The organism is Gilvimarinus sp. F26214L (assembly GCF_054401055.1).
The window spans coordinates 343,173-367,909 of the sequence record NZ_JBTIYG010000002.1; the positions used below are offsets into that span (position 1 = coordinate 343,173).

Below are 24,737 nucleotides of genomic sequence, written 5' to 3' on the forward strand. Positions count from 1 at the left end.
CTTAGGTCCGCTCCCGGGCCGCTCAGGCCGGAAGTAACAGGCTGAAGCAGGCGCCGCCCAGTGGGCTGCGCTCCACCGCCAGGCTGCCGCCGTAGCTGCTGATGATATCCACCGCCACCGCCAGGCCGATGCCCTGGCCGGAATTGGCGGTATCCGCCCGGGCACCCCGCTCCAGGATGGTGTGGCGTTGCGCGGCCGGTACCCCGGGGCCATCGTCTTCAATCCGTATTGTCACCCCGTTGCGGCTGCTCTCGGCGGTAACCAGCACCTGGCCACGACAATATTTGAACGCGTTCTCCAGCAGGTTTCCCAGCAACTCGAACAAGTCCCGTTCATCCACGGTGCTGGTGCATTGACTGGCAGTGAGCCGCGCGCTCACCTGCTTGTCCCGGTAGACCTTGTCCAGGGCGTTCAGCAAGCGCTGTACGACCGGTTCGATGGCGCTGGCCCGATGGCGCGGAACGGCCTGATTCACCACGGCCCGCTTGAGCTGGTGGTCGATGATCTGCTTCATGCGCTCCAGTTGCTCCTCCACCACACCGCCAGAGGCGGTCCGGGCCTCGAGGCTGCCCTGAATCACCGCCAACGGCGTCTTCAGGCTATGGGCCAGGTCGTCCATAGTGTGGCGGTAGCGCTCGCGTTGCTGGAGTTCGCTCTTGAGAACCCGGTTCAGGTTGTCCGTAACCGTCTGAATCTCCCGGGGGTAGCTTCCCGCCAACTGTGTCCGTGCGCCGCTTTCGATGCGCTTGAGGTCCGCCGCCAGGCCTCGCAGGGGCTTCAGGCCCCAGCGCAGAATCAATACCTGCACACCCGTCAGCAGCACTGCAAGCAAGCCCAGCCAGCGCCACAGCTGGCCACGGTAGGCATCCTGCTCCGCCTGCAGGGCCGTCGGGTTATGCAGCACCACCACCCGCATACCATGGTCCTGAGTTCCGGCCTGCCACACCACATCCAGCGAATAGGCGAACAGGGGACCCAAGCGGGTATTCAGCTCTCCAAAATGGCCCGTGCCCGGCTGGAAGCTGCGTGCCGGCATTTCCACGGTTTCCAGGAGAGCGGCGGAAGGGGAGCGCCACAAGGGCCGCTCACTTTGGTCGGTGATCCAGCCGTACAGGCCCGAATCAATCTGGTTAAGGCGGGGCTCCTGCAGTACCTCCGGCATCCACAGATTGCCATCATTCAATTCCGCGACACTGAGAAGCAGGTAAACATGACCGCGCAAACGGTCTTCTTCGGCGGAAAGCAGGCTGCGCCGGAAGGCCAGGTCAAGCATGTAGGCGCTTACACCCAATAGGACGGGAAGTAACAGGACCGATGCCAGCAGCAGGCGGCCCGCGAGGGAGCGGGGCATCAGCCGTCCGGTCCCCGCAACGGATCGAAGCGGTAGCCCTGGCCGCGCACCGTGGTAATCGCCCGCAGCTCGCCGTCGGGGTCCAGCTTTTTGCGCAGTCGTCCGATAAAGACTTCGATTACATTGCTGTCCCGATCATAGTCCTGCTCATAGAGGTGTTCAGTGAGCTCGGACTTGGAAATCACTTTGCCCGCGTGATGGGCCAGGTATTCGAGGGTGTTGTATTCGTAGCTGGTCAGGTCCAGGGCGTGGCCACGGATCTTCACAGTCCTGGCAGCGGTATCCAGCTCAATGGCACCGAAGTTGAAGACCGGACTCGCGCGCCCAGCGGACCGACGCAGCAAGGCATTGAGCCGCGCACGAAGCTCCTCGTGGTGAAAGGGTTTCACCAGATAATCGTCTGCGCCCGCTTCTAGGCCCGCCACTTTGTCCTGCCAATTGCTGCGTGCGGTAAGAATCAGGATGGGATAGCTCACCTGTTCCGCCCGCAGCGTCGTAATCACGCTCAGGCCGTCCAGTTTGGGCAGACCCATGTCCACAATGGCCAGGTCGTAGGGAAACTCCCGGCCCAGGTAGAGCCCTTCTTCCCCGTCTGCAGCGGCATCCACAGTGTAGGACAGGTCGCGGAGAAAACCGCAAAGCTGTTCCCGGAGTTTTTGTTCGTCTTCAATCAGTAGCAGACGCATGCAGGAAAACCCGTTAACGGCCCCGAACCGCGATCGTAGTGATCGTCCCGTCCGGCTGCAGAATTCTGACCCGGTAAACCAGGCCCTGGTCGGTTTTCAGAGTCTGTACCTTGAGGATCTTGCCGTCGTGCCGCCGCTTCGCAATTTTCGCAGCTTCCGCGACGCTGCCCGCCCGGGCGGGCTGTGGTTTTTTGTCGGCATTTGCCGCGCTGCTGATGGAAGCGCACAGCAGCGCGCACAGGGCAAAGCTGAAAATCTTGCGGCGGCTCACAATAGCGGATCCCGAGGCGAGGGGGCCGGGCGTTAACCCGGCTCGGCAGCGTTGGCTGCCACGTTGGATTTTCCTTATTGTAGCAGGCATGTCGCTCAAACCTGCCCTGGACCCTGAAGGTCGGTTTAATGAGCGGGTCGCACCGACACCGCAACTCTGATCTTCTTGCCGGGGTGATGGTCCATGCGAGTGCTGTGCTCCTGGCCCCGATAGCGATAGCGGACATCGTATCCGGATACCCTGCGCTCCCGGTGGCGGTCGTAACGTGTCTCACAACGTTCCACGTCCCGGTACTCCACCCCGGCCGGGGCGCGGTGGCGGTTACTCACATCGCGCCCAATGGACGCGCCGAGAACCGCGCCCGCCACCGCCCCCACCTGTTTATTGCGTTTCTTGTGGCCCAGCTCATTGCCCACCGCGGCACCAATGACCCCGCCGAGAATGGTGCCGGTGGCGGAGCGGTAGGTGTCCCTGTCGCGATCGTAGCGAACCGTCTCGGTCCAGCATTCCCGGCGCGGGGACTTGTGCGTGTAACTTTCGTAGATGGGGCGCACGTCCGTCACCTTCGCATAGTCGTAGTGCGTGTGCGGACGATCCGCAAATGCAGCGGTGGCGCAACTGAGCAGTGCAATGCCGGTGATGAGCTTCTTCATGGGTGGACTCCTTTTTTCTGGAACTGGCACCAGAATAGAGAGGTGAAGCTGAACGAAAGCTGAAGCGCGACAGGGCGCGGGGATTCGAGCGAGGTGCCTGCAAAGTCGATATAATGCGGGCTTTTCCTCGCCACAGGCACGGGCAGCAAACTATGACCGATATAAAAAGCTATATGCAGACCCTGGGTCGCAACGCGCGCCAAGCGTCACGCGTGATCGCTGCGGCCGGCACTGGAGAGAAGAACCGGGCTCTGCATGAAACGGCTGACGCGCTGGAAAATGCCCGCACGGAAATAGCGGCGGCCAACCAGCAGGATCTGGAGGCCGGGCGCAGCAACGGGCTGGACGCGGCCATGCTGGACCGGCTGGAACTCACCCCCGCGCGCATCGAGGGCATGATCGAAGGCCTGATGCAGGTGGCCGCTCTGGCTGACCCCTGTGGCGAAATTACAGACCTCAGCTATCGACCCAGCGGTATTCAGGTGGGTCGCATGCGAGTGCCTCTCGGGGTAATCGGCATCATTTATGAGTCCCGTCCCAACGTGACCATCGACGCTGCCAGCCTCTGTCTCAAATCCGGCAACGCGACCATTCTCCGTGGCGGCAGCGAAGCCCTGCACTCCAATCAGGCCATCGCCCGCTGTATCAGGGCGGGGCTCGCCAAGGCCGGCCTTCCTGAAACCGCAGTACAGGTGCTGGAGACCACCGATCGGGAAGCCGTGGGCCAGCTCATTACCATGCCGGAGCATGTAGATGTCATTGTCCCTCGCGGCGGCAAAGGTCTGATCGAACGCATTTCACGGGATGCCACCGTGCCGGTCATCAAGCACCTCGATGGTGTCTGCCATGTCTACATCGATGATCAGGCGGACCTGGACAAGGCGTTCACCATTGCACTGAACGCCAAAACCCGCCGCTACGGCGTCTGCAATGCGATGGAGACCCTGTTGGTGGCCGAAGGGCTTGCCGAGCAAATCCTGCCGCGGCTGGGAGAAGCCTTCGCCGAGAAGGGAGTGGAACTGAGGGGCTGCGAAAAGACGCGCTCGCTGTTGGCCCAGGCCGTTCCCGCCAGCGAGGAAGACTGGAGCACCGAGTATCTTGCCCCCATCCTTGCGGTGCGCGTCGTGGCGGATATGGCTGAAGCCATCGCTCATATCAACCAGTACGGCTCCCAGCATACCGATGCCATCGTGACCCAGGATTACAGCCGCGCACGCCAGTTCATGACCCAGGTGGACTCCAGCTCCGTCATGGTCAACGCCTCCACCGGTTTTGCGGACGGTTTCGAGTACGGACTGGGGGCGGAGATCGGCATCTCCACCAACAAGTTGCACGCGCGCGGCCCTGTGGGTTTGGAAGGGCTTACTACGCAGAAATGGGTGGTGTTCGGAGACGGTCATATCCGTCCATAGGCCGGAGGTGGCTCCAGGAGCCATCCTTCAGGCACCAGAGGAGCCGGGGCGCGATGACATGCGGCAGTTGATAGGGCTTTTCGGCGGAACCTTTGATCCGGTTCATTTCGGCCATTTGCGCCTGGCTCTGGAGTTGAAGCAGCATCTGGGGATGGATGAGATGCGGTTGGTCCCGTGCCACATTCCCCCGCACCGCCAGGCGCCGGTCGCCGATGCGGAACAACGGGCGCACATGGTTGAGCTGGCAGTGGCGGACTGCCCGGATCTGCTCGTGGATAGGCTCGAACTGGACAATCCCGAGCCGTCCTACTCGGTGCATACTCTCGAAGCGCTGCGCGCGCAACTGGGGCCGGAACCCGCTCTGTGTCTGGCCATGGGCATGGACTCGCTCAGCAGCCTGAACCGGTGGTACCGGTGGGAGCGTCTACTGGAACTGGCCCACATCGCCGTCGTATCGCGCCCGGGCTGGAAGCTGCCGGCGGATGGATTCCTGGCGGACTACGTTGCGCAACACCGGGGCGACGCAGGGGCCCTTCGCCGGGAGCCGGCCGGGCGCCTCGTCATCGAGGAGCTGAGTCTGCTGCCAATCTCATCCACGGCCATTCGCGCGCAGATCGGCCGGGGTGAGTCACCCCAATTTCTCCTTCCAGACACTGTCTGGGCTTATATTTTGCGAAATCACCTTTACCGCCAATCCTGAGGCCGTTACGGCCCCAACCAATACAGGCTACTGACTTCATGACCGATCAGCTTAACGACATCATCATCAACGCACTGGAAGACCTGAAGGGTCGCGAGATCGTGACCCTCGACGTGCGCGAGCTGAGCGATGTGATGGACACTCTCATCATCGTCAGCGGCACCTCCAGTCGCCACGTGAAATCCCTGGTGGATAACGTGGTAGACGACGCCAAACAGGCCGGATTCCGCCCCATGGGAGTCGAGGGCAAGGAGGGAGGCGAGTGGGTGCTGGTCGATTTTGGCGACACCGTGGTCCACGCCATGCTGCCGGCCACCCGCGAGTTCTACGATCTGGAAAAGCTGTGGCAACTGGAACCTGCCGGCCGAAGTGTTGACTAAGACGACAATCTGTCGCGAATTTCCCTCCTTTTGAGCGCGGCACCTCCGGCAGGTGGGGCCAAGTGCTCAAAACCTGCATTTTTTTCTCTGGATCGTGGCTTTGGACGACGATGCGAATTCAGATTCTCGCAATCGGTACTAAAATGCCTTCATGGGTGGAAGCAGGGTGCCAGGAATACCTGAAACGCCTGCCTCGCGACGTGACGGTTGAATTCAAGGAGCTGCCTCTGGCATCCAGGGGCAAGAATACTCCGCCGAGGCTCGCCATGGAGAAAGAAGCCGAGCAGATTCTCTCGGCGATTGGCGACAACAACTGGGTGGTCGCTCTCGACAAGGGCGGCAAGCCCTGGAGTACGGAACAGGCCGCGGAGCAGTTCAGCGGCTGGCGCCTTCGTGCCCGGCCGGTGAGTCTCGTCATCGGCGGTCCGGACGGACTGGCTCCCGCTTGTTTGCAACGGGCGGACCAGCTATGGTCCCTGTCGGCTCTGACTCTGCCGCACCCTTTGGTCAGGGTCGTTATCGCCGAGCAGCTCTACCGCGTGTGGAGCCTGCTCAGCAACCACCCCTATCACAAATAACCGGCGGCCGGGACGGGCCATCGGAGGAACACAATTGCCGGGCAAAAAGCCAGGCTCGCGCCAGTGCATTGCCACGCACGCGGGCAAATATAACCCGGGCCTGTAAACAGCCATAAAAACGACCTGATATCACCTTCATGTCCGAACACTTGCAACTGAAAGACCACTCGAGCGAATCGCGGATTTTTGCCGCGCGCGTATGGGTGGTCTCGGTTTTCGTTTTCGTGATGGTGGGAGTGCTCATCGTCCGCTATCACAACCTGCAGGTGGTCCATCATCAGGATTACGCGACCCAGTCGGATCGTAATCGCATCCACGTACAGCCGATTCCGCCCACCCGCGGCCTGATCTACGACCGCAACGGAGTCCTGTTGGCGGACAACCGGGCCAGCTATACCCTGTCAATCACCCGGGAAATGGTGAAGGACTTGCCCGCGACGCTGGAACTGTTGTCCAGCATCGTCGACATCAGTCCTGGCGACCTGGAGAAGTTCCAGGAAAACCTCAAACAGCGTCGCCGCCCCTTTGAAACAGTGCCCCTGCGCTACCAGCTCACCGAGGACGAAATTGCCCGCCTGGCGGTGAATGAATACCGTCTGGAAGGCGTGGAAGTGGAGGCGCAGTTGGTTCGTCACTACCCCTTTGCGGAGCTCTTCGCCCACAGCATCGGGTACGTGGGGCGCATCAGTGAGCGTGAGTTGCGGAACTTCAGCGAAGACGAGTACGAGCGTTATCAGGGCACCTACAGCATTGGCAAAATCGGTCTGGAGCGACAGTACGAGGACCTCCTCCTGGGCCAGGTGGGCTACCAGAACGTCGAAACCAACGCGCGGGGTCGCGTACTGAAAGAGCTGGAACGGGACGACCCCACGCCGGGTCGGGATCTTCACCTCTATCTGGACGTGGAAATCCAGCAGGCGGCGATGGACGCCCTGGGTGAACAGCGTGGCGCTGTAGTAGCACTGGACGTACGCACCGGAGGCGTACTGGCGATCGCTTCGACCCCGAGCTTTGATCCCAATCTGTTCGTGACCGGCATCAGTCACAAGGACTACAAAACGCTGAATGAGTCCCTGGACACGCCCCTGTTCGACCGCGCCTTGCGCGGCCAATACGCTGCAGGCTCCACGCTCAAGCCCATGCTGGGTCTGGCGGGGCTTCATCACGGCCATATCAAACCGGGCCACACCATAAGCGATCCGGGCTATTTCCAGTTACCCAACGATACCCGCCGCTACCGGGATCACATCAGCTGGGGCCACGGCAAGGCCGTGGACCTGAGGGAATCCATTGTCGAGTCATGTAACACCTTCTACTACGATCTGGCACATCGGATGACCATCGACCTCATCCATCCCTTCGGCAGCCACTTCGGTCTTGGCCAGCGAACCGGTATCGATCTTCCGGGCGAGCGCCCGGGAATCTGGCCTTCACGGCGTTGGAAAAAGGAAACCCGCGGTTTTGTCTGGTACCCGGGCGATACACTCAACGTTGGCGTAGGGCAGGGTTTCGTACTGGTCACACCGCTGCAATTGGCTGTGATGTCTGCCACGCTCGCATCGCGCGGCGAACGGCGGGAGCCCCGATTGGCACGGGACCTGGCCGCAGCCGACGGGGACACCAATTCACCGGTCGATCGCATCGAGGTCGCCGAAAAACATTGGGATTACATAGCCGACTCCATGGAAGCCGTGGTACATGACCCCCGGGGGACTGCGCGAAGCATCAACAAGGACCTGTCCTATCGCATGGCCGCGAAGACCGGTACCGCCCAGGTCATCGGTATCGCCCAGGGCGAGAAGTACGACGCTGAACTGATCGAAAAGCGCTACCAGGACCAGGCGCTCTTTATCGGCTTTGCGCCCGTGGATGATCCGCAGATCGCCGTGGGGATTATCGTGGAGAACGGTGGACATGGCGGTGAGTCTGCGGCGCCGGTTGCGCGTGCGGTGATTGACAGCTACTTTGCGAGCGAGCGCCGCCGCGAAGCCAAATTCACTCGGCAGGACGGGTAACGCGCGTGGCTGATCAGGATTTTCTGCGTCGTCTTCCCGAAGCGAGTCGTGACCTGGCTCGTCGTGGCAGTGTGTGGATGCGCCTGCATATCGACCTGCCACTGCTTATTCTACTGATGCTGCTCTCAGTCGCGGGTCTTGTGGTGCTGTACAGCGCCAGCAGTGAGAGCATTTACCTTGTGAAGCGGCAGGCGACCATTTTCCTGCTCGGCTTTGCCGGTATGTTCGTGGTGGCTCAGGTACGGCTGAGCACGTTGGCCCGCTGGTCCATATGGGCGTGGGTTCTGGGCGTTTTTCTTCTGGTGCTGGTGATCTTTTTCGGCGTGGGCGCCAAGGGCGCGCAGCGCTGGTTGAGTTTCGGAGGAATGCGCTTCCAGCCGTCGGAGTTGATGAAGATTGCCTTGCCTGTCGTCACGGCGGCCTACCTCTCCCAGCGACAGATTCCACCGCGTTTCAAGCATGTGGTCTGGTCGCTGGTTTTTATCGCCACCCCCGCTATATTGATTTTGCAGCAGCCGGATCTGGGGACGTCGATCCTGGTGGCGTTTTCCGGTCTCGTGGTGCTCTTCCTTGCGGGTCTGCCCTGGGCATACATCGTTGGCGCTCTCACTGCGCTGGCGGCCAGCGCCTGGCCCATCTGGGAATACGGCCTGCGCGACTATCAGCGCCAGCGAATTCTCACCTTGCTCAACCCCGAAGCCGACAAACTGGGTGCAGGCTGGAACATCATCCAGTCCAAGACCGCGATCGGCTCCGGGGGGGTGTCGGGCAAGGGTTGGATGCAGGGAACCCAGTCCCACCTGGATTTCCTGCCGGAAGGTCATACGGACTTCATCATCGCGGTTCTTGCGGAAGAGTTTGGGCTCTTTGGCGTTCTGGCGCTGCTTGGCGTCTACCTGTTGATAATTGGCCGAGGGCTGGCCATCGCCATGAACGCCCAGGACAGCTTCGGGCGACTGCTGGCGGGCAGCCTCACATTGACGTTCTTTATCTACGTATTCGTGAACATGGGGATGGTCGCCGGCCTGCTTCCAGTAGTGGGCGTGCCTCTGCCGCTGGTCAGCTATGGCGGAACGGCCATGCTGACCCTGATGATCGGTTTTGGCCTGTTGATGGCGATCAGCACCGAGCAGCGCCGGCTCACGATCTGATCGTTGTCGGAGATCCCCCCGCAAATTCGACTGATTCCATAAAGGTGATACATTGACAGCCGGGACCACAAAAATGATGCATCGAATTCTTGCCTCGCTGGCTGTAGCCTGGGCGGCGAACAGCGCTGCGGATTACTCCAGCCACCCGCACTTTGAAGGGTTCACCGCCGATATGCATGCGAAGCATGGTTTCGACGGTGAGGAGCTGCGCGCGCTGTTCGAGCAGGTGGAGCAGAAGGAGTCCATTCTGGAAGCCATTGCGCGGCCCGCGGAGAAAACCCTGACCTGGGCCCGATACCAGAACATCTTCCTGAAGAACAACCGCATCAAGGGTGGTGCGCGTTTCTGGTTGGACAACGAAGCGGAGTTGCAGCGCGCGTACGAGACTTACGGTGTTGCGCCGGAAATCATCGTCGCGATTCTGGGCGTGGAGACTCGTTACGGCGACAACAAGGGCGGGTATCGGGTAATCGACGCCCTTTCAACACTCGGTTTCGATTATCCGCCCCGATCTGATTTCTTTCGCAAGGAACTGGAGCATTTCCTCCTTCTTGCCCGCGAACAAGAACAGGACCCTCTCACGCTAATGGGCTCGTACGCAGGGGCTATGGGATACGGTCAGTTCATGCCCTCCAGCTACCGTGCCTACGCGGTGGATTTCGACGGGGACGATTTCGTCGATATCTGGAATAATCCCTCGGATGCCATCGGCAGCATCGCCAACTATCTGGCCCGGCATGGATGGCAAAAGGACGAGGCGGTAGTGACCCGCGCGCGTGTCAACCGGGATTATGATCAGGGCGTCCTCACAAAGGGCCTCAAGCTCGAGCATAAAGTCGCCGATTTGAAGCGGGCCGGTTTGAATCCCTTGGACTCGCTGGCGGACGACAAACAAGCGATGGCTTTCAGGCTCGAGGGGAAACAAGGCGCGGAGTTCTGGGTGGGGCTGAAAAATTTCGAGGTTATCACCCGCTATAACCGCAGCCAGCTTTACGCGATGGCTGTTTATAAACTGGGGCAGGCGATAGCCGAGCGACACCAGCGATTGATTACCCGGCGCTGACACGTCCAGCGATTCCCCAATTTTCCGTTTATGGTCTACATTGGTTAGCAGGGACTGACCACCCGTGCGCACCGTTGTGCGTAAAACAAAAACTGAACCCGTTTTGAATTATGTCGCCAGCAGCGAAAAGAACGAAAACCATTGTCGCGTTGTGTGGTCTGCTGAGTCTGAGTGCATGTGTGAGCACGCCTCAGTCGACTCACAGGGACAGCGGGCCGTCCCAGGCGGTGGATGTCTCCCATATTCCGGACGCGGTGCCGCGCTGGGAGCCGCGCACCCGGGCAGGCAATAAATCGCCTTACACGGTGCTTGGGAAGACCTATGAGGTGATGGAAAGCTCCGATGGCTATCGCCAGCGCGGATCTGCCTCCTGGTACGGGAAAAAATTTCACGGTGCGCAAACGTCCAACGGTGAAATCTACGATATGTACGGCATGACCGCCGCGCATAAAACGCTGCCCATTCCCACCTTCGTCAAAGTCAGGAATGTGGCAAACGGCAAAGAGGTCATTGTCCGTGTGAACGACCGGGGTCCCTTTCACGGTGATCGGATCATCGACCTGACCTATGCGGCCGCCAAGAAGCTCGGTTTCGTGGAGCAGGGCGTGGCAACGGTGGAGGTAGAGGCGATCAACCCGGATACCTGGGTCACTGAGAATCGCCAGCCCGATCCGGTGGTGGCGAGCGGCGAACCCAGGGCACCTGCGCCCCTGCAGTCAGCAGGATATCAACTGCCCGGCAACACGTTTTTGCAGGCAGGAGCATTCGGCTCGCGGGAATCCGCCGCCGCGTTGCAGGAGAAACTGCTGGAGTTGACGTCATTGCCGGTGTTCATTGCACCGGCCGATAGCCTGCAGACGATGTTCCGGGTGCGCATTGGCCCCATCGCAGACAATTTTGAACTGCTGAATCTCAAAGAACGCATTCAGCAATTGAATCTGGGTATTCCGCACGTTGTGCGGGATTAACCTGATAGTCCATAACCGTTGTATTCAGGGATACACGCGAGAGGTAAATTGCTTTGTTTAGTGCTGGTTTAAACCGCGGTCTTATCTGCGCCTTCATGCTTCTGGTGGGCGTTCTGTCCTCCACTGCCAACGTTCAGGCCGAATCGGTTCTGATCCCCGCGCCGCCCCAACTGGCCGCGACCGGCTATCTGTTGATCGATGCCAACACGGGCGAAGTGCTGGTGGAACACAACGCAGACGAGCTGTTGCCTCCGGCCAGTCTCACCAAGATGATGACCAGTTACATCGTCTCCGGTGAGATCGCCCGTGGCAGCCTCAGCGAAGACACCATGGTGAACATCAGTGTCAAAGCCTGGAAAATGGGTGGCTCCAAGATGTTCATTCGCGAGGGCACTCAGGTCTCCGTGAAGGATCTGTTGCGCGGCGTGATCGTTCAATCCGGTAACGACGCCAGTGTAGCGCTGGCGGAGCAGATTGCCGGAAGCGAAGACGCGTTCGTGGACCTTATGAACCAGCAGGCCGCCCTGCTCGGCATGACCAGCACTCACTTCAAAAATGCCACCGGCTGGCCTGCGGAAGGCCACGTGACCACGGCCCGGGATCTGGCGAAACTCGCCCGCGCCCTGATTCGCGATTATCCCGATCACTATGCGCTGTATTCAGAGAAGTACTTCCAATACAACGGCATCAATCAGCCAAACCGCAACAAGCTGCTGTTTCGGGATCCCTCCGTGGATGGCATCAAAACGGGCCATACGGAAGAGGCAGGCTACTGCCTGGTGTCGTCCTCCAAGAAGGACGATATGCGCTTGATCGCTGTGGTGATGGGGGCCCGCTCTGAAGACAGCCGTGCTGCCGAATCCCAAAAGCTGCTGACTTACGGTTTTCGCTACTTCCAGACCCACCGCCTGTATTCACCCGCCGACGAAATCAGCTCCGTGCGTGTCTGGCAGGGTCTGGCGGAGAACCTGCCGCTGGGCGTGGCCGAGGATATTTTCCTCACAATTCCGCGGGGCGCGCAGAGCAGTCTGAAGGCGACCATGCACATCGATGAGGTGATCAAGGCACCCATCGCGGCCGGCCAGGAGCTGGGGAATGTGACCGTAGAGCTCAATGGCGAGCAGTTGCTGGACGTTCCTCTCGTCGCGCAAGACGCCATCGAGCGGGCCGGGTTCTTCGCCCGCATCTGGGACAGTCTCAAACTCTTCTTCATGGATCTGTTCAGCCTGCTCTGATCGATCCATTTTCGAGCCCGTTGCGCGACCCTCCGGGATCGCGCCTCCCCTCCTGTGTTAAACTCCCTCCTCTGATTTACGTGACCGCCCGAGCACTGCCTTGTCAGTCCCGAGGCGGATTATGCCCCGGAGGGATGTCATGTCCGAGCCCCAGCCCCCGCGTATCGAATTTCCCTGCCACGATTACCCCATCAAAGTCATGGGCGACGCCGGAGCGGAACTTCACGACTGGGTGATCACCGTTATGGAGCGTCACGCGCCGGGCTTCGATGTCAGCAAGGTCACCATCCGCGACAGCCGCAATGGCCGTTTCCAATCGGTGACCGTATTCATCACTGCCACCGGGGAACCCCAGCTCAAAGCCCTCTTCGAAGATCTGAAACAGCTCGACGCCGTCAAAATGGTGCTGTAATGGTTCAGCCGCTGCAGGTACGCCGCCTGGGCCGGGAAAGCTATGAACCGGTCTGGCAGCGCATGGGCGAATTCACCGACCGTCGCGGCGCCGAGGCCGGGGACGAGCTGTGGCTGGTGGAGCATCCCCCCGTATTCACCCTCGGCCAGGCGGGCAAGCGGGAACACATACTCGCACCCGGGGATATCCCCGTGGTCAAATGCGACCGTGGCGGCCAGGTGACCTATCACGGGCCCGGCCAACTGGTGGCGTATCCATTGTTGAATTTGAAGCGCCGCAATATTGGCGTCCGGGCGCTGGTGGAAACCCTGGAAGAAATATTGATCCACACCCTTCGGGACTACGGGGTTGCTGCGCAGCGACAGGATGGCGCTCCCGGGGTTTACGTCCAGGGGGCAAAAATTGCCGCCCTCGGCCTGCGCATTCGACGCGGCTGCAGCTTCCACGGTATCAGCCTCAACGTGGACATGGATCTGGAGCCTTTCCGCCGCATCAACCCCTGCGGCTATGCGGGCCTTCAGGTAGCTCAGCTTCGCACCCTGGTGGGAGGCGACCCGGCCGTTTCCCTGGACATTGTGGGGCGCACCTTTGTCAGAAAGTTTTGTGAGTTGCTGGACTATGAGCCACAATGGTCCGCGCCGGAGTCCGGCCACAGCGCCCCGTTGCACTCATCCACTCTTTCATTCACCAACTCCTGAGACCGCAGCACCATGAGCACCTCTGAAGAACAATTGCCCGTCAAACGCAGTCGCCGCAAGGTGCAGGGCGAGAAATTGCGGGATGCGGACAAGCTGGACAATATTCCCGTCAAAGTGATCGCCTCCGATCAGCTACTGCGCAAACCCGACTGGATCCGGGTAAAAGTGCCCGCGTCGCCGGAGGTGGACCGGATCAAAAAGATCCTCCGCAAGAACCGCCTGGCAAGCGTCTGCGAGGAAGCGAGCTGTCCCAATCTGGGTGAATGTTTTTCCGGCGGTACGGCCACCTTCATGGTCATGGGCGATATCTGCACCCGCCGCTGTCCCTTTTGCGACGTGGGGCACGGCAAGCCCAATCCCCTCGACCCGGACGAGCCTCGCCACCTGGCGGAGGCGATCGCCGAGATGCGTCTTAATTACGTGGTTATTACCTCTGTGGACCGGGACGATCTGCGCGATGGCGGCGCTGGGCATTTTGCCCACTGCATCCGTGAAGCCCGTGCCCTGTCACCCAATCTCAAGGTGGAGGTGCTGACCCCGGATTTTCGGGGCCGCATGGACGAGGCTCTGAAGGAGTTCGAAGCCGAGGCGCCGGATGTGTTCAACCACAATCTGGAGACGGTCCCGCGCCTCTACCGCCAGGCCCGGCCGGGAGCCAACTACCGTTGGTCGCTGAAGTTGCTGAAGGAATACAAGGCCCGTCGCCCGGACGTGATCACCAAGTCCGGTCTGATGGTCGGGCTGGGCGAAACGAAGGAAGAGATTTTTGAAGTGATGCAGGACCTGCGTGACCACGATGTGGACATGCTCACCATTGGCCAGTATCTGCAGCCCTCGCGGGACCATCTGCCGGTGGCCCGCTACGTTCACCCGGACGAATTTGCCGAGTACGAAGCCCGCGCCACCGAACTTGGCTTCACTCAGGCGGCCTGCGGCCCGCTGGTGCGATCCTCCTATCACGCCGACAAGCAGGCCCAGGGTGAAGCGGTGCGCTGACCGGTTGCCTCTCGGATCGCTGGCGAAATACTGCTAGCGATCGAGGCCCAGTTCCTCCCGGTTGAAGTTCAGAACCCGCTCCGGAAAATCCGCAAACACCCCGGTCACCCCCATGGCGTGGAGGTCGCGCATGTCATCCAGGTCGTTGACGGTATACACCCACACCTCCAGGCCTCGCCGCCGCGCATCCTGCACCAATGCCTCATTCACAAAGTCGATACTCGGGTGCAGGGACCACGCATCCAGCGGGTCGCAGCAGGCGGCGTAATCCAGGGGGATGGTCCCCAGCAAAACTCCGCGGCGAAATTCCGGAGCATTCTCCTTCATCCAGAAAAGCTGGGGATGATCAAAGCTTGAGATAATGTAGTGTTCGGCCGGCACTCCAGCGCTTCGGCAGTGCTCGCGCACCTGATTGGCCACCAGAGGCGCGCAGTTGGGCCCTTTGAGTTCCACGTTCAGCAGCGCGCGGTCCCCGACCACGTCCAGTACGTCCATCAGACTCGGTACTGGCGAGTCATCGTAATTGCGCAATCCAGGGAGGTCCTCCTCCTCCAGATCCATCAACCGCCCCTGACCGCGGATCACCCGCCCCAGCTGTCTGTCGTGGGTTACAAGCAGTTGATGGCCGATTTGCCACACATCGATTTCGATTCCATCCACACCCATGGACAGGGCATTTTCTATAGTCGTCAGTGTGTTTTCCGTTCCGTGCGCACGCCCGCCGCGGTGCGCAATGGAGAGCAAGCGCCTTTCGCCCGATCCCATAAAATCCTCATATTGAAAGATTGGAGTCGATTGATAATCCCGAATCGATTAAGACATAATCCTGTTTCAACTACCCGTTCCTTTTTGACCCGCCAGCACAGCAGTAGGCCTTATGACAGAATCCATCTGGTTCCGACCATACACCATCGAAGAACTCACCGAGCGATTCAACAACCGAACTCTCGCCGATTACCTCGACATGAAGGTTGTCGAAATCGGCCCCGACTACCTCAAAGGTGAAATGCCGGTCAGTGAAAAAATCCATCAACCCATGGGACTGGTTCACGGCGGTGCCAATGTGGCCCTGGCGGAAACCCTGGGCAGCGTCGGCGCCAACATGGTGGTGGACCGTGAAAAGTACGCCTGTGTCGGCCAGGAAATCAATGCAAATCACGTGCGCGGTGTGCGGGAAGGTAAAGTCACAGGGGTGGCGCGCCCTGTCTACCTCGGTCGCACCTCACAGGTGTGGGATATCCGCCTCTATGATGACCGGGAGCGGCTCACCTGTATTTCCCGGCTGACCATGGCCGTGATTCAGCACAAGCAGCAGGGCTGAGCACCCACGCAGCCCGACCAATAAAACCAACAACCGGGGAACTGCCATGAAAAAACGATTACTGATCGCCCTGCTGTTCGGGCTCAGCCATTCCCTCTGGGCCGAACCCGCGGTCGTGGACACGCCACAAGGCAAACTGCAGGGCGAGGTCAGTGAGGACGGGGTCCGCTCGTTCAAGGCGATTCCTTACGCGCTGCCACCCACCGGCGAGCGCCGCTGGAAGCCTGCGGAACCGGCTCCCGCCTGGCGCGGGGTGCGGATGGCCGACGCCTTTGCGCCCAACTGCGTGCAGCTACCCTACCCGGAAGGGAGTTTCTTCTCCCGCCCCAGTCCACCCGCCAGCGAGGATTGCCTGTACCTGAACGTCTGGAGTGCCGCGAACGAAGGAGAGAAGCGGCCGGTGATGGTCTGGATTCACGGTGGCGCGCTCACTCGCGGCAGCGGTGCCATCGACACCTACAATGGCGCTGCTCTCGCAAAGAAGGGTGTGGTAGTCGTCACGATCAATTACCGCCTTGGCATGCTGGGCTATTTCTCCCACCCGCAACTGAGTGCCGAGTCTCCCCACGGGTCTTCGGGAAATTACGGAACGACGGATCAGGTCCAGGCCTTGAAATGGGTGCAGGACAATATTGCCGCGTTTGGAGGTGACCCGGATCAGGTCACCATCTTCGGAGAATCCGCCGGTTCCTGGAGCGTCAATCACCTGGTGGCCTCACCTCTGGCCAAAGGATTGTTCCACCGGGCCATCGGCCAGAGCGGTGCCGTCCTGGAGGTCATGCCGGAACTCAAAACCAGTCGCATCGATCAGCCCTCGGCTGAACAGCGGGGTGAAGCCCTGGCTGAAGCCATTCTCCACAAGGACCACAAATCGCCCATTGAAGCTCTGCGTGCATTGCCGGCGGCGGAACTGATGGCCCGGTCGGAAGAGCACGGCCACCTGAGCCGCGCAGTGGTGGACGGCTGGGTCTTCCCGGAGCAGATCTACTCCATTATGGCTCAGGGTAAACAGAACCCGGTCCCTGTGCTCGTCGGCTTCAACGCTGACGAAGGCACCACGCTGGGGGCCGGGGCCCGGGCAGCCCGGGATGCGGAAACCTACCAGCGCACCGTCAAGGCACGCTACGCGGAGTTTGCCGGCGATTATCTGCAGCTTTATCCGGCGGACGACTTGCTCCGCTCAACACTCGACGCCTTTCGCGACTCCTTCGTGACCTGGCCCATGCAAACCTGGGCCATGTTCACGGCCAATGTGGCGCAGCCTGCCTACCTTTATTACTTTACTCACCGTCCCGCCGGTCCATTGAAGGAGCAGTTGGGTGCGTACCACGCGGCGGAAATTCAGTATGTATTCAACAATGTCCGCGAGAACGACACCCGTGAGCGTGAACTGGGGGATGTCATGTCCGACTACTGGGTGGCCTTTGCCAAAGACGGCGACCCCAATGCCGCAAAGAGTGATCACCCCGATTGGAAACCCTACACAAAGGAACGCCGGCATTACATGGAATTCAACAACGAGAGCGGCGCCGCCGCCGTTCCCGCTGAAAACCTGCTGCCGGGAATATGGGAGTTCTACGAAAAACTGAACGCAAGCCTGAGGGGAGGCTGAGCCCATGCACACTCAGGAAGACTTTTTTAACGGTCACAAGGGCATGGCTGTATTCCGCCGCGCCTGGCTTCCGGATTGTGAACCAATGGCCGCAGTGTTGGTGGTCCACGGCCTCGCCGAACACAGCGGCCGCTATCAACACCTTGCCGAACATCTGGTGGAGCAGGGGTGCGCGGTCTACAGCTACGATCACATGGGGCATGGCCGCTCCGAAGGGCCCCGTTGTCACGCGGATTCCTTCAATGATTTTCTTGAAAATCTCAACACCATGGTCCAATGGGCTCGGCTCCAGCACAAGGGCAAGCCCCTGTTTCTGTTCGGCCACAGCATGGGCGGCCTCATTGCGGCCAGCTACCTGCTGGCGCACCAGCGTGAAGTCACCGCGACTATTCTTTCAAGTCCTGCGCTGATGCCGGTGCAGCAGCCCGGAACCGCAACCAGGCTCAAGGCGGCCTTTTTCAAACTCGTCAATCCAAAGGCTCCGTTCAGCCCACTGGATCCCAACGGAGTCAGTCGCGATCCGGGGGTGGTGGAAGATTACAAAAAAGATCCGCTGGTGCATCACGGAGCCATGAGCGTCGGCCTGGCTCTGGCCCTGGGTGGAGCCATGGGCCGGGTGCGTCGAAACGCCGGCAGGATCACCTTGCCAGTGTTGGTTGTTCAGGGGGGCAAGGATGTACTGGTCAATCCGGCGGGAGCCGAGGCGTTCGTAAACAGGGTTGGATCGGCCAACAAACAGCTTGTGTATTATCCCCAGGCCTACCACGAAGTGCTGAACGAGCCGGAAGCGGCCGAGTTCCTCGAGTTGCTGGACGGATGGCTGCGCAGGCTGTTGCCCGACCCAAAGCATGAGCGAAGCGCCCGAACCATGGCGCAGAATCCATAGGGAGAATGGTCAAGACACTGCAAAAGCAAACGGAGAGCGGGTCAAAGCAGTCCGCTCGCGCGGCGACTCAACACGACTAAGGAGAACCTGATGTCCAGTGCATCGATAAAGGAAATCCAACACCTCTTCACTACGCGGCTCGATACTCTTGCCCATTTGCTGCGGCGCGGATTCGAGGAGCTGAACGAAAGCTCCATGCTGCAACGCCGGCTAGCGCCCGATATGTTTCCGCTGGGTACCCAGGTGGTATTTACCTGCAACCAGCCGCGCAACTTTGCGCTCTGGGCTCAGGGCCGTCCCCGGGGAGATCTGGATCTGCAAGTGGCTTCCCTCGAGCAAGCGAACACCTGTATTCAGGAAACAAAGGACCTGCTCTCCGCGACGCCGGAGGACGATCCGAAGCTGGCCGAGCTGATCCGTATCGAGCTTGGACCCACCCTGTACGCCGAGATGTCGGGCATCGACTACGTGAACGAGTTTCTGGTGCCGAACTTCTATTTTCATCTGGTCACCGCTTACGGCATTCTCCGCTCGGCGGGCCTGGATATTGGCAAGCAGGACTATATGCGGCACCTCGCGCCCTTCGTCAAACAGGCCTGAGTTCCTGGAGGCAGGTAAACCAAGGTGCCGTCGGAAACTCCATGATTTACACCGGTGGTGGGTTTCGCTCAGCGAACTGACCATTCCAGTAAGGGTAGTAGGGGTAGGGCGGCACCACGGCGCTGGCCGCGTCCAGTTTTTTCATGTGCACCGGGTCGAGTCGCCACCCGATCGCTCCGAGGTTTTGCCGCAGTTGGGCTTCGTCGCGCGCGCCAACCAAAACCGATGACACGGTCGGTCGCTGCAGCAACCAGTTGATCGCAATTTGCGGCACACTTTTGCCCGTCTCCTCCGCTATGTCCACCAAGGCGTCCACCACGCGATACAGGCGCTCCTCCTGGACCGGCGGCGCGAATCCGGCGGTTTCATGCAGGCGACTCCCGGCGGGCAGCGGGGCATCGCGACGGATCTTTCCGGTCAGTCGCCCCCAACCGAGCGGGCTCCACACCAAGGCGCCGAGCCCCTGATCCTGGCCCAGCGGCATCAACTCCCATTCATAATCGCGCCCGATGAGGGAATAGTAGGTCTGGTTGGCGATAAAGCGGTTGTAGCCGTACCGTTCCGCTATGGCCTGCGATTTCATAAGCTGCCAGCCGGAAAAATTCGAAGCGCCGATGTAGCGCACCTTGCCGGAACGGACCAGGTCATCCAGGGTGGCCATTACGCTTTCCACCGGGGTCATGGCGTCGAAGTGGTGGAGCTGCAGCAAGTCGATGTAGTCAGTGTTCAGCCGCTGCAGGGCCTTCTCGGTGGCGCGGAGCAGGTGGTGGCGACTTGCGCCCACATCGTTGGGGTCGTCACCAAATCGCAGGCTTAGCTTGGTTGAGAGGATCACTTCCTCCCGTCTGCCCTTGATTGCAGCGCCCAGGATCGACTCGGACGCGCCGTCGGAATACACGTCCGCCGTGTCGAACAGATTGACGCCCGCCTCCAGGCAGATCGCCACCAACCGTTTTGCCTCCTCCACATCCGTGCTGCCCCAGGCGCTGAACAAGGGCCCCTTGCCACCGAAGGTGCCCGCGCCAAAGCCCAGCGCAGGCACTCTGAATCCGGAATTGCCCAGGTAGCGGTATTCCATGGTTCGTCTCCCCGTGTGATTGATCGTTGTCGCGCAGGCCGGGCACCGGCATGGGCCGACCGAAGAATGTGTAGGGGATTGTAGATTCCCGGGCGGCGTTGAAATACGCTAGCCAACCTCAAACACTTTCAAGGATTCGTTGATAATCATGGAGCGGCTTACGGATATTGCGCTGTTTCTGCGGGTAGTGGAGTTGGGCTCCATCAGCGCTGCGGCCCGGAGCCTGGACCTTTCACCGGCGGTGGCCAGTCAGCGCCTGAAGCGCCTCGAACAGGAGTTGGAGGTCCGTTTGCTCCATCGCAGCACGCGCAGGCTCCACGTCACGCCGGAAGGGCATTTGCTGGTCGAGCGCGGGCGTGCTCTGCTGGACGATATGGAGGACCTTACCGCTGCTTTGCGCAGCAGTGCGCAAGGGGCGACAGGGACTTTGCGCGTGGCCCTCCCACCGGGCTTCGGGCGGCAGTACATCTCCCCCTTGTTGCCGGATTTCCTGGCTCGACATCCGGGCATGGGCCTGAATGTTCACCTCAGCGACGAACTGGTGGACCTGGTGGGGGAGGGTTTCGACCTTGCCATTCGCATCGGGGAACTGGCTGATTCCAGCCTGGTGGCCCAGCGCCTGGCGATTGACCGGCGCGTGATCTGTGCATCCCCGGACTATCTTCGTCGACGGGGAATCCCGAAAACGCCGGCGGACCTCGCCGAACACGACTGCCTGCTTCTTACCACCCATCCAGAAGATCATCACACCTGGCATTTGCATGACCTTCAAGGCCGCAGCCACTCGGTGCGGGTAAAGGGTTCGGTGCAAGCCAACGAAGGGGCGCTTCTGAGTCAGGCCGCCGTTGCAGGCCTGGGGGTGGCTCAGCATTCCGTGTGGCACATTCACGAGCAACTGTGCAATGGCACGCTGGTGCAGGTCCTCCCCGACTTCCGGCTACCGGAAACTGCAATCTACGCGGTGATGCCTCAGCGGCGGCTCGTGCCCGCACGGGTGCAGGCATTCGTCACCTACCTGAAGGAGTGGTTGGGGGAAATTCCACCTTGGGAGCGAGAGCTGCATGGGGCGAGGGAGGATTAACGGAATGATGCTCCGCCCGTTGCCCGATTGCATCGAGCATCAGCTCTCGATTCCAAGAGCGATTCATCCAGGCCGACGAAATGGACTTTGATTTTGCAAGCGTCGAGGAGGCGGAGGAATTAAGCAGACTCATGCTGGCGGCTGTCTCTCCCCACCGGGAGACGGACTTTGATGATCGTGGCTGGCAACGCTTTCTGGGCGCCGCCAGTGCGGCCCAGATGAAAGACAGGCTCCGGGATGAGGACTACCTTGTCTTGCGCAGCAAAACGGGGGATCGGATCACCGGCTTCATCACTCTGTACAGGTTCGCAAAGATCGATCAGCTTTTCGTGTTGCCAAATTATCAACGCAGGGGAGTCGCGAGCCGCCTGTGGTGTCGCGCGCGAGATCTCGCCGTTGACAATGGAACCCGGCAGTTCTGGGTTCGCTCTTCAACGCTGGCTGTGCCAGTCTATGCGCGTTTTGGTTTCAGAGCGGTTGGCGGTCGGCAAACGGAAGGGGGAATCCGCTTCCACCGAATGGAACTTGCCTTGCCCTGAGCAGACGAAGAGGCGCCGCAGCAACCGACTCAATATGACTGCAGTACGAGGTCAACCACTTGCCGTTTTCTTCCAATCGAACCAGCGCCGCGAGTAAAAATGCCCATCACTCCTGATCGACGCGGCGCCACTGCGGCCCTGGTGTTTCTTCTCCTGGGCGCCTGTGCCATTGCCTTTGCTCCCATACTTGTACGCGTCAGTGAAATGCCGCCGGTAGCCACCGCGTTCTACCGGCTTGCACTGGCCGCGCCGCTGCTTGTTCTGGTTGCAGGGCGCCAGGCGGCACCACCGCCCGTGGCGCCGAACGGGGGGAAACGCTGGATTATTCTGGCGGGCCTCGCGTTTGCAGGTGACCTGGCGTTCTGGCATCTTGCCATCCTGCATACCAGCGTCGCCAATGCCACCTTGCTGGCCAACTGCGCACCAATCGTTGTTACGGCAGTAGCGTGGCTCTGGTTGGGAGAGCGGATCGGGCCCCGTTTTCTGATCGGGCTCGCGCTCGGCATTGCCGGTGCATTCCTGCTGGTCCGGAGCAGCACCGCACGTGAGGCCGGACACCTGCTGGGCGACGTTTTCGCATTGGTGGCGGCAGTTTTTTACTCGGCGTATCTGATTTTCACCAAGCTCGCCCGCGCCCACCACAATACCGGTGTGGTTATGAGCGGCAGCACTCTGGTGGGCGCCCTGGCCTTAGCACCCGTGGTCTTGATCATGGATGGGGCGGTGTGGCCCCAGACTTTGAGCGGATGGCTGGTGCTGTTCGCACTGGCTATTGTTGCCCACATCGGCGGTCAGGGCCTGATTGCCTACGCAATGGCGCGTCTCACCGTATCATTCTCCTCCGTTGCCCTCTTGTTACAGCCCGCCGTCGCGGCGGCGCTGGCCTGGTGGCTGTTCGGCGAGGCCCTTGGCATGCTCCAGTTTGCCGGCGCGGCGGCGATTCTGGGCGGCGTGATCCTGTCGCGCCAGGATCAGCGCTAAGCGCACTGGAAAAATTTCGACGACTGAAAAGGGCTCCGACTCCATGGGCCTGAGCGTTTGATCCGCCTTGAGCGTTTTGCGAACATTGGCTGTCCTGGTTCGGAACTCAGGATTCATCACTCGGTCGATTCTTTCGCAGTAGCCACTTCTTCAACCCGTGAAGAGGGCCTCGCCCGTGATAACCCCAATAAAAACCATCGTGGTCGGCGTCGTGGGGCTCGCCTTTCCAGTTGTTGTCTTTGGCAACCCTTCATCCCAGTCCGCCGATTCTGCCTCAGTCACGGCACTCGAACTGATAGAGACGCTCGCGAGTTCGGAGGACATCACTCTGCACATCAGCGACCGTGATGTCACCGAGCTGAAAACCATCGAGCTGCATGTGCCGGAACACCCGGCCCTGAACGGCACGGATCTTGGTCGATTACTCTCCTGTCTCGGCTGGAGCCTCCAGGCAACCCGGCGCGGACCGGTGATCTATCGCAACGGTAAGCCCGCGGGGCAAACCGCAGCGTGCAAGGGCGTCAGCATAAGATAGGGTGCGACACCGTCGGATGTTCGTGTAATATTGGGCGCGTTGCAGGCAACAGCACGCAACAGGCAATACGTACAAGCAATAATAAGAGACGGCCCGATGAATGTAATTTGTATCGCCCGCACGGCTCGCCATCCGGCATGCGAACACCTGTATCCGAGACTTGAATTCTTCGCCAACCCCAAAGCACGTTTGGTGAATCTCCCACTGCGTTTGCGACCGAGCTCCGCTGCGGCATGTTGAGCATGATCGGTTTGATCGGCGGTCTGTTGCTGCTGATCGTTCTCACCTTGCGGGGCGTCAATCTGTTCATCGGCGCTCCCCTTTGTGCAATGGTGGTCGCCCTTTGCGGAGGCCTACCGCTGTTCAGCGGTGAGGAAAATTTTGTCAGCCTCTACATGGCGGGTTTTGCCGGCTTTGTCGCCGCCTGGTTTTTCATGTTCCTGCTCGGTTCCCTGTTCGGGAAGTTCATGGAGGATACGGGCGCGGCGGACAGTCTTGCCCGCTGGATCAGTGCTCGCCTGGGACGTCGCCACGCAGTACTGGCGGTAGTGCTGTGCTGCGCGGTGCTCACCTATGGCGGCGTCAGTGTGTTCGTGGTGGCCTTCTCCGTCTTCCCCATTGCACTGAGCCTGTTCAAGGACGCTAACCTGCCGCGCCGCTTCATTCCGGCTGCCCTGGCCTTTGGCTCCGTCACCTTCACCATGACCTCCGCTGGTTCTCCGGAGATTCAGAACTGGATTCCCATTCAATACCTGGGCACATCTCCGTACGCGGGCTGGGAGGTGAGTCTCCTGGTCGCGGTACTGATGGCAATTGCCGGTTACACCTGGCTCAAATGGCTGATCAATCGGGCGGTGGACGCCGGTGAGCGCTTCGATCAACGGGACGGCGATCCCGGCTTGACGGATCGGACCCTGCCTTCGCCGGTCAGTGGATTGTTGCCCCTCCTGGTGGTGCTGGGGCTTTCTTTCACATTCCATGACACTCTGGCCCAGAACGCTCTCATTGTCGCCCTGGCGGGCGGCGTTGCAGCCATCGGCTTGATCAACATCCGCCACTTCCAGGACATTCACGGCGCTATCGGCGAAGCCACGACCGGTGCGCTCATTGCCATTGGCAACACCTCGGCCGTGGTGGGCTTTGGCAGCATCGCCAAGGTCACGCCGGCTTTTACTGCAGCCGTGGCCGCCATCACGGGCCTCCCCGGCAACGAACTGGTGGGAGCTGCCGTCGCGGTCAGCGTGATTGCGGGGCTCACCGGCTCTGCCTCCGGCGGGCTCGCCATTGCGCTGCCGGAAATCAGCGACCATTTTCTGGACCGGGGGGTGAACCCGGAGCAACTGCACCGGATCTCTTCCATCTCCTCCGGTGCGCTGGATTCACTGCCTCATAACGGCTATGTCGTCACCACCATCCGCGCCATCTGCAAGGAGAGCCACCGATCCGCTTACGGTCCCATTGCCGCCGTAACCGTCGTGGTGCCCCTCATCGGTCTGGCGATTGCGGTGGGTCTGTTTGTGTTGATGTAAACGAAA

27 protein-coding genes are annotated in these 24,737 nt (G+C 60.5%); 21 read left to right on the top strand and 6 right to left on the bottom strand.

The features are described from left to right. Nucleotides 1-22 precede the first annotated feature (22 nt). From ACURWW_RS03790 to ACURWW_RS03805, 4 genes are all read right to left on the bottom strand, one after another. Nucleotides 23-1,351, bottom strand: a complete 1,329-nt coding sequence (locus ACURWW_RS03790) for an ATP-binding protein (protein ID WP_445615694.1) — start codon at nt 1,349-1,351, stop codon at nt 23-25. Further along, nucleotides 1,351-2,037: a response regulator gene (locus ACURWW_RS03795; RefSeq protein WP_445615695.1), complete on the bottom strand. Its 687-nt coding sequence runs from the start codon at nt 2,035-2,037 to the stop codon at nt 1,351-1,353. The genes ACURWW_RS03790 and ACURWW_RS03795 overlap by 1 nt, the downstream gene beginning before the upstream one ends. Nucleotides 2,038-2,050: 13 nt before the next feature. After that, nucleotides 2,051-2,308 carry a PepSY domain-containing protein gene (locus ACURWW_RS03800; protein WP_445615696.1) on the bottom strand — a complete coding sequence of 86 codons (258 nt, stop codon included), beginning with the start codon at nt 2,306-2,308 and terminating at the stop codon, nt 2,051-2,053. A gap of 125 nt (nt 2,309-2,433) precedes the next feature. Beyond that, a complete protein-coding gene (locus tag ACURWW_RS03805; protein WP_445615697.1) occupies nt 2,434-2,961 on the bottom strand; it encodes a glycine zipper 2TM domain-containing protein in 528 nt (175 codons plus the stop codon). Nucleotides 2,962-3,113: 152 nt separating this feature from the next. On the opposite strand from ACURWW_RS03805, the gene ACURWW_RS03810 reads away from it, so the two are divergent. The 12 genes from ACURWW_RS03810 to lipA all read left to right on the top strand — a co-directional run bounded on the left by ACURWW_RS03810 (nt 3,114) and on the right by lipA (nt 14,569). Then, the gene (locus ACURWW_RS03810; protein WP_445615698.1) at nt 3,114-4,373 is read left to right on the top strand and encodes a glutamate-5-semialdehyde dehydrogenase; all 1,260 of its coding nucleotides are present in this window, start codon (nt 3,114-3,116) and stop codon (nt 4,371-4,373) included. A gap of 58 nt (nt 4,374-4,431) precedes the next feature. Then, nucleotides 4,432-5,073 carry a nicotinate-nucleotide adenylyltransferase gene (gene nadD / locus ACURWW_RS03815; RefSeq protein ID WP_445615699.1) on the top strand — a complete coding sequence of 214 codons (642 nt, stop codon included), beginning with the start codon at nt 4,432-4,434 and terminating at the stop codon, nt 5,071-5,073. A 38-nt stretch (nt 5,074-5,111) separates the two neighbouring features. Then, nucleotides 5,112-5,453 (top strand): ribosome silencing factor, encoded by a 342-nt coding sequence (rsfS, locus tag ACURWW_RS03820; RefSeq protein ID WP_445615700.1) that lies wholly within the window; start codon nt 5,112-5,114, stop codon nt 5,451-5,453. A 110-nt stretch (nt 5,454-5,563) separates the two neighbouring features. Continuing rightward, nucleotides 5,564-6,031, top strand: coding sequence for a 23S rRNA (pseudouridine(1915)-N(3))-methyltransferase RlmH (gene rlmH / locus ACURWW_RS03825; RefSeq protein ID WP_445615701.1), 468 nt, complete (start codon nt 5,564-5,566; stop codon nt 6,029-6,031). Nucleotides 6,032-6,168: 137 nt separating this feature from the next. Continuing rightward, nucleotides 6,169-8,046 (top strand): penicillin-binding protein 2, encoded by a 1,878-nt coding sequence (gene mrdA / locus ACURWW_RS03830; protein WP_445615702.1) that lies wholly within the window; start codon nt 6,169-6,171, stop codon nt 8,044-8,046. 5 nt (nt 8,047-8,051) lie between these two features. Further along, nucleotides 8,052-9,197, top strand: coding sequence for a rod shape-determining protein RodA (rodA, locus tag ACURWW_RS03835; RefSeq protein ID WP_445615703.1), 1,146 nt, complete (start codon nt 8,052-8,054; stop codon nt 9,195-9,197). 76 nt (nt 9,198-9,273) lie between these two features. Then, nucleotides 9,274-10,260 carry a lytic murein transglycosylase B gene (gene mltB / locus ACURWW_RS03840; RefSeq protein ID WP_445615737.1) on the top strand — a complete coding sequence of 329 codons (987 nt, stop codon included), beginning with the start codon at nt 9,274-9,276 and terminating at the stop codon, nt 10,258-10,260. Between the two features lie 179 nt (nt 10,261-10,439). Then, nucleotides 10,440-11,228: a septal ring lytic transglycosylase RlpA family protein gene (locus tag ACURWW_RS03845; RefSeq protein WP_445615704.1), complete on the top strand. Its 789-nt coding sequence runs from the start codon at nt 10,440-10,442 to the stop codon at nt 11,226-11,228. 95 nt (nt 11,229-11,323) lie between these two features. After that, nucleotides 11,324-12,463 carry a D-alanyl-D-alanine carboxypeptidase family protein gene (locus tag ACURWW_RS03850; RefSeq protein WP_445615738.1) on the top strand — a complete coding sequence of 380 codons (1,140 nt, stop codon included), beginning with the start codon at nt 11,324-11,326 and terminating at the stop codon, nt 12,461-12,463. A gap of 139 nt (nt 12,464-12,602) precedes the next feature. Continuing rightward, on the top strand, nt 12,603-12,875 hold the full coding sequence (locus ACURWW_RS03855) for an HP0495 family protein (protein ID WP_445615705.1): 273 nt from the start codon (nt 12,603-12,605) through the stop codon (nt 12,873-12,875). After that, nucleotides 12,875-13,573, top strand: a complete 699-nt coding sequence (gene lipB / locus ACURWW_RS03860; RefSeq protein ID WP_445615706.1) for a lipoyl(octanoyl) transferase LipB — start codon at nt 12,875-12,877, stop codon at nt 13,571-13,573. Before ACURWW_RS03855 ends, lipB begins: the two co-directional genes overlap by 1 nt. 12 nt (nt 13,574-13,585) lie before the next feature. Beyond that, complete coding sequence (gene lipA, locus ACURWW_RS03865; RefSeq protein WP_445615707.1) at nt 13,586-14,569, top strand: lipoyl synthase; 984 nt, start codon at nt 13,586-13,588, stop codon at nt 14,567-14,569. Between the two features lie 33 nt (nt 14,570-14,602). Here the strand turns inward: lipA and ACURWW_RS03870 are convergent, their stop codons facing one another. Beyond that, nucleotides 14,603-15,334: a glycerophosphodiester phosphodiesterase gene (locus ACURWW_RS03870; RefSeq protein ID WP_445615708.1), complete on the bottom strand. Its 732-nt coding sequence runs from the start codon at nt 15,332-15,334 to the stop codon at nt 14,603-14,605. Nucleotides 15,335-15,446: 112 nt separating this feature from the next. Between ACURWW_RS03870 and ACURWW_RS03875 the strand changes: the two genes are divergently transcribed. From ACURWW_RS03875 to ACURWW_RS03890, 4 genes are all read left to right on the top strand, one after another. Then, on the top strand, nt 15,447-15,890 hold the full coding sequence (locus ACURWW_RS03875) for a hotdog fold thioesterase (RefSeq protein WP_445615709.1): 444 nt from the start codon (nt 15,447-15,449) through the stop codon (nt 15,888-15,890). 46 nt (nt 15,891-15,936) lie between these two features. Beyond that, nucleotides 15,937-17,502, top strand: coding sequence for a carboxylesterase/lipase family protein (locus tag ACURWW_RS03880; RefSeq protein WP_445615710.1), 1,566 nt, complete (start codon nt 15,937-15,939; stop codon nt 17,500-17,502). 4 nt (nt 17,503-17,506) lie between these two features. Continuing rightward, nucleotides 17,507-18,388, top strand: coding sequence for an alpha/beta hydrolase (locus ACURWW_RS03885; protein ID WP_445615711.1), 882 nt, complete (start codon nt 17,507-17,509; stop codon nt 18,386-18,388). 90 nt (nt 18,389-18,478) lie between these two features. Then, entirely contained in the window at nt 18,479-18,988 is a 510-nt protein-coding gene (locus ACURWW_RS03890; protein WP_445615712.1) for a DUF1993 domain-containing protein, read from the top strand. Between the two features lie 46 nt (nt 18,989-19,034). Here the strand turns inward: ACURWW_RS03890 and ACURWW_RS03895 are convergent, their stop codons facing one another. Further along, nucleotides 19,035-20,066 (bottom strand): aldo/keto reductase, encoded by a 1,032-nt coding sequence (locus ACURWW_RS03895; protein ID WP_445615713.1) that lies wholly within the window; start codon nt 20,064-20,066, stop codon nt 19,035-19,037. Nucleotides 20,067-20,214: 148 nt separating this feature from the next. Between ACURWW_RS03895 and ACURWW_RS03900 the strand changes: the two genes are divergently transcribed. The 5 genes from ACURWW_RS03900 (at nt 20,215) to ACURWW_RS03920 (ending at nt 24,731) form a co-directional block, all read left to right on the top strand. Continuing rightward, nucleotides 20,215-21,147, top strand: coding sequence for a LysR family transcriptional regulator (locus ACURWW_RS03900; RefSeq protein ID WP_445615714.1), 933 nt, complete (start codon nt 20,215-20,217; stop codon nt 21,145-21,147). An 80-nt stretch (nt 21,148-21,227) separates the two neighbouring features. Further along, nucleotides 21,228-21,686, top strand: coding sequence for a GNAT family N-acetyltransferase (locus tag ACURWW_RS03905; RefSeq protein WP_445615715.1), 459 nt, complete (start codon nt 21,228-21,230; stop codon nt 21,684-21,686). A gap of 99 nt (nt 21,687-21,785) precedes the next feature. After that, the gene (locus ACURWW_RS03910; protein ID WP_445615716.1) at nt 21,786-22,667 is read left to right on the top strand and encodes a DMT family transporter; all 882 of its coding nucleotides are present in this window, start codon (nt 21,786-21,788) and stop codon (nt 22,665-22,667) included. A gap of 175 nt (nt 22,668-22,842) precedes the next feature. Beyond that, the gene (locus tag ACURWW_RS03915) at nt 22,843-23,202 is read left to right on the top strand and encodes a hypothetical protein (protein ID WP_445615717.1); all 360 of its coding nucleotides are present in this window, start codon (nt 22,843-22,845) and stop codon (nt 23,200-23,202) included. A gap of 233 nt (nt 23,203-23,435) precedes the next feature. After that, complete coding sequence (locus ACURWW_RS03920) at nt 23,436-24,731, top strand: GntP family permease (protein ID WP_445615718.1); 1,296 nt, start codon at nt 23,436-23,438, stop codon at nt 24,729-24,731. Nucleotides 24,732-24,737: the final 6 nt, after the last annotated feature.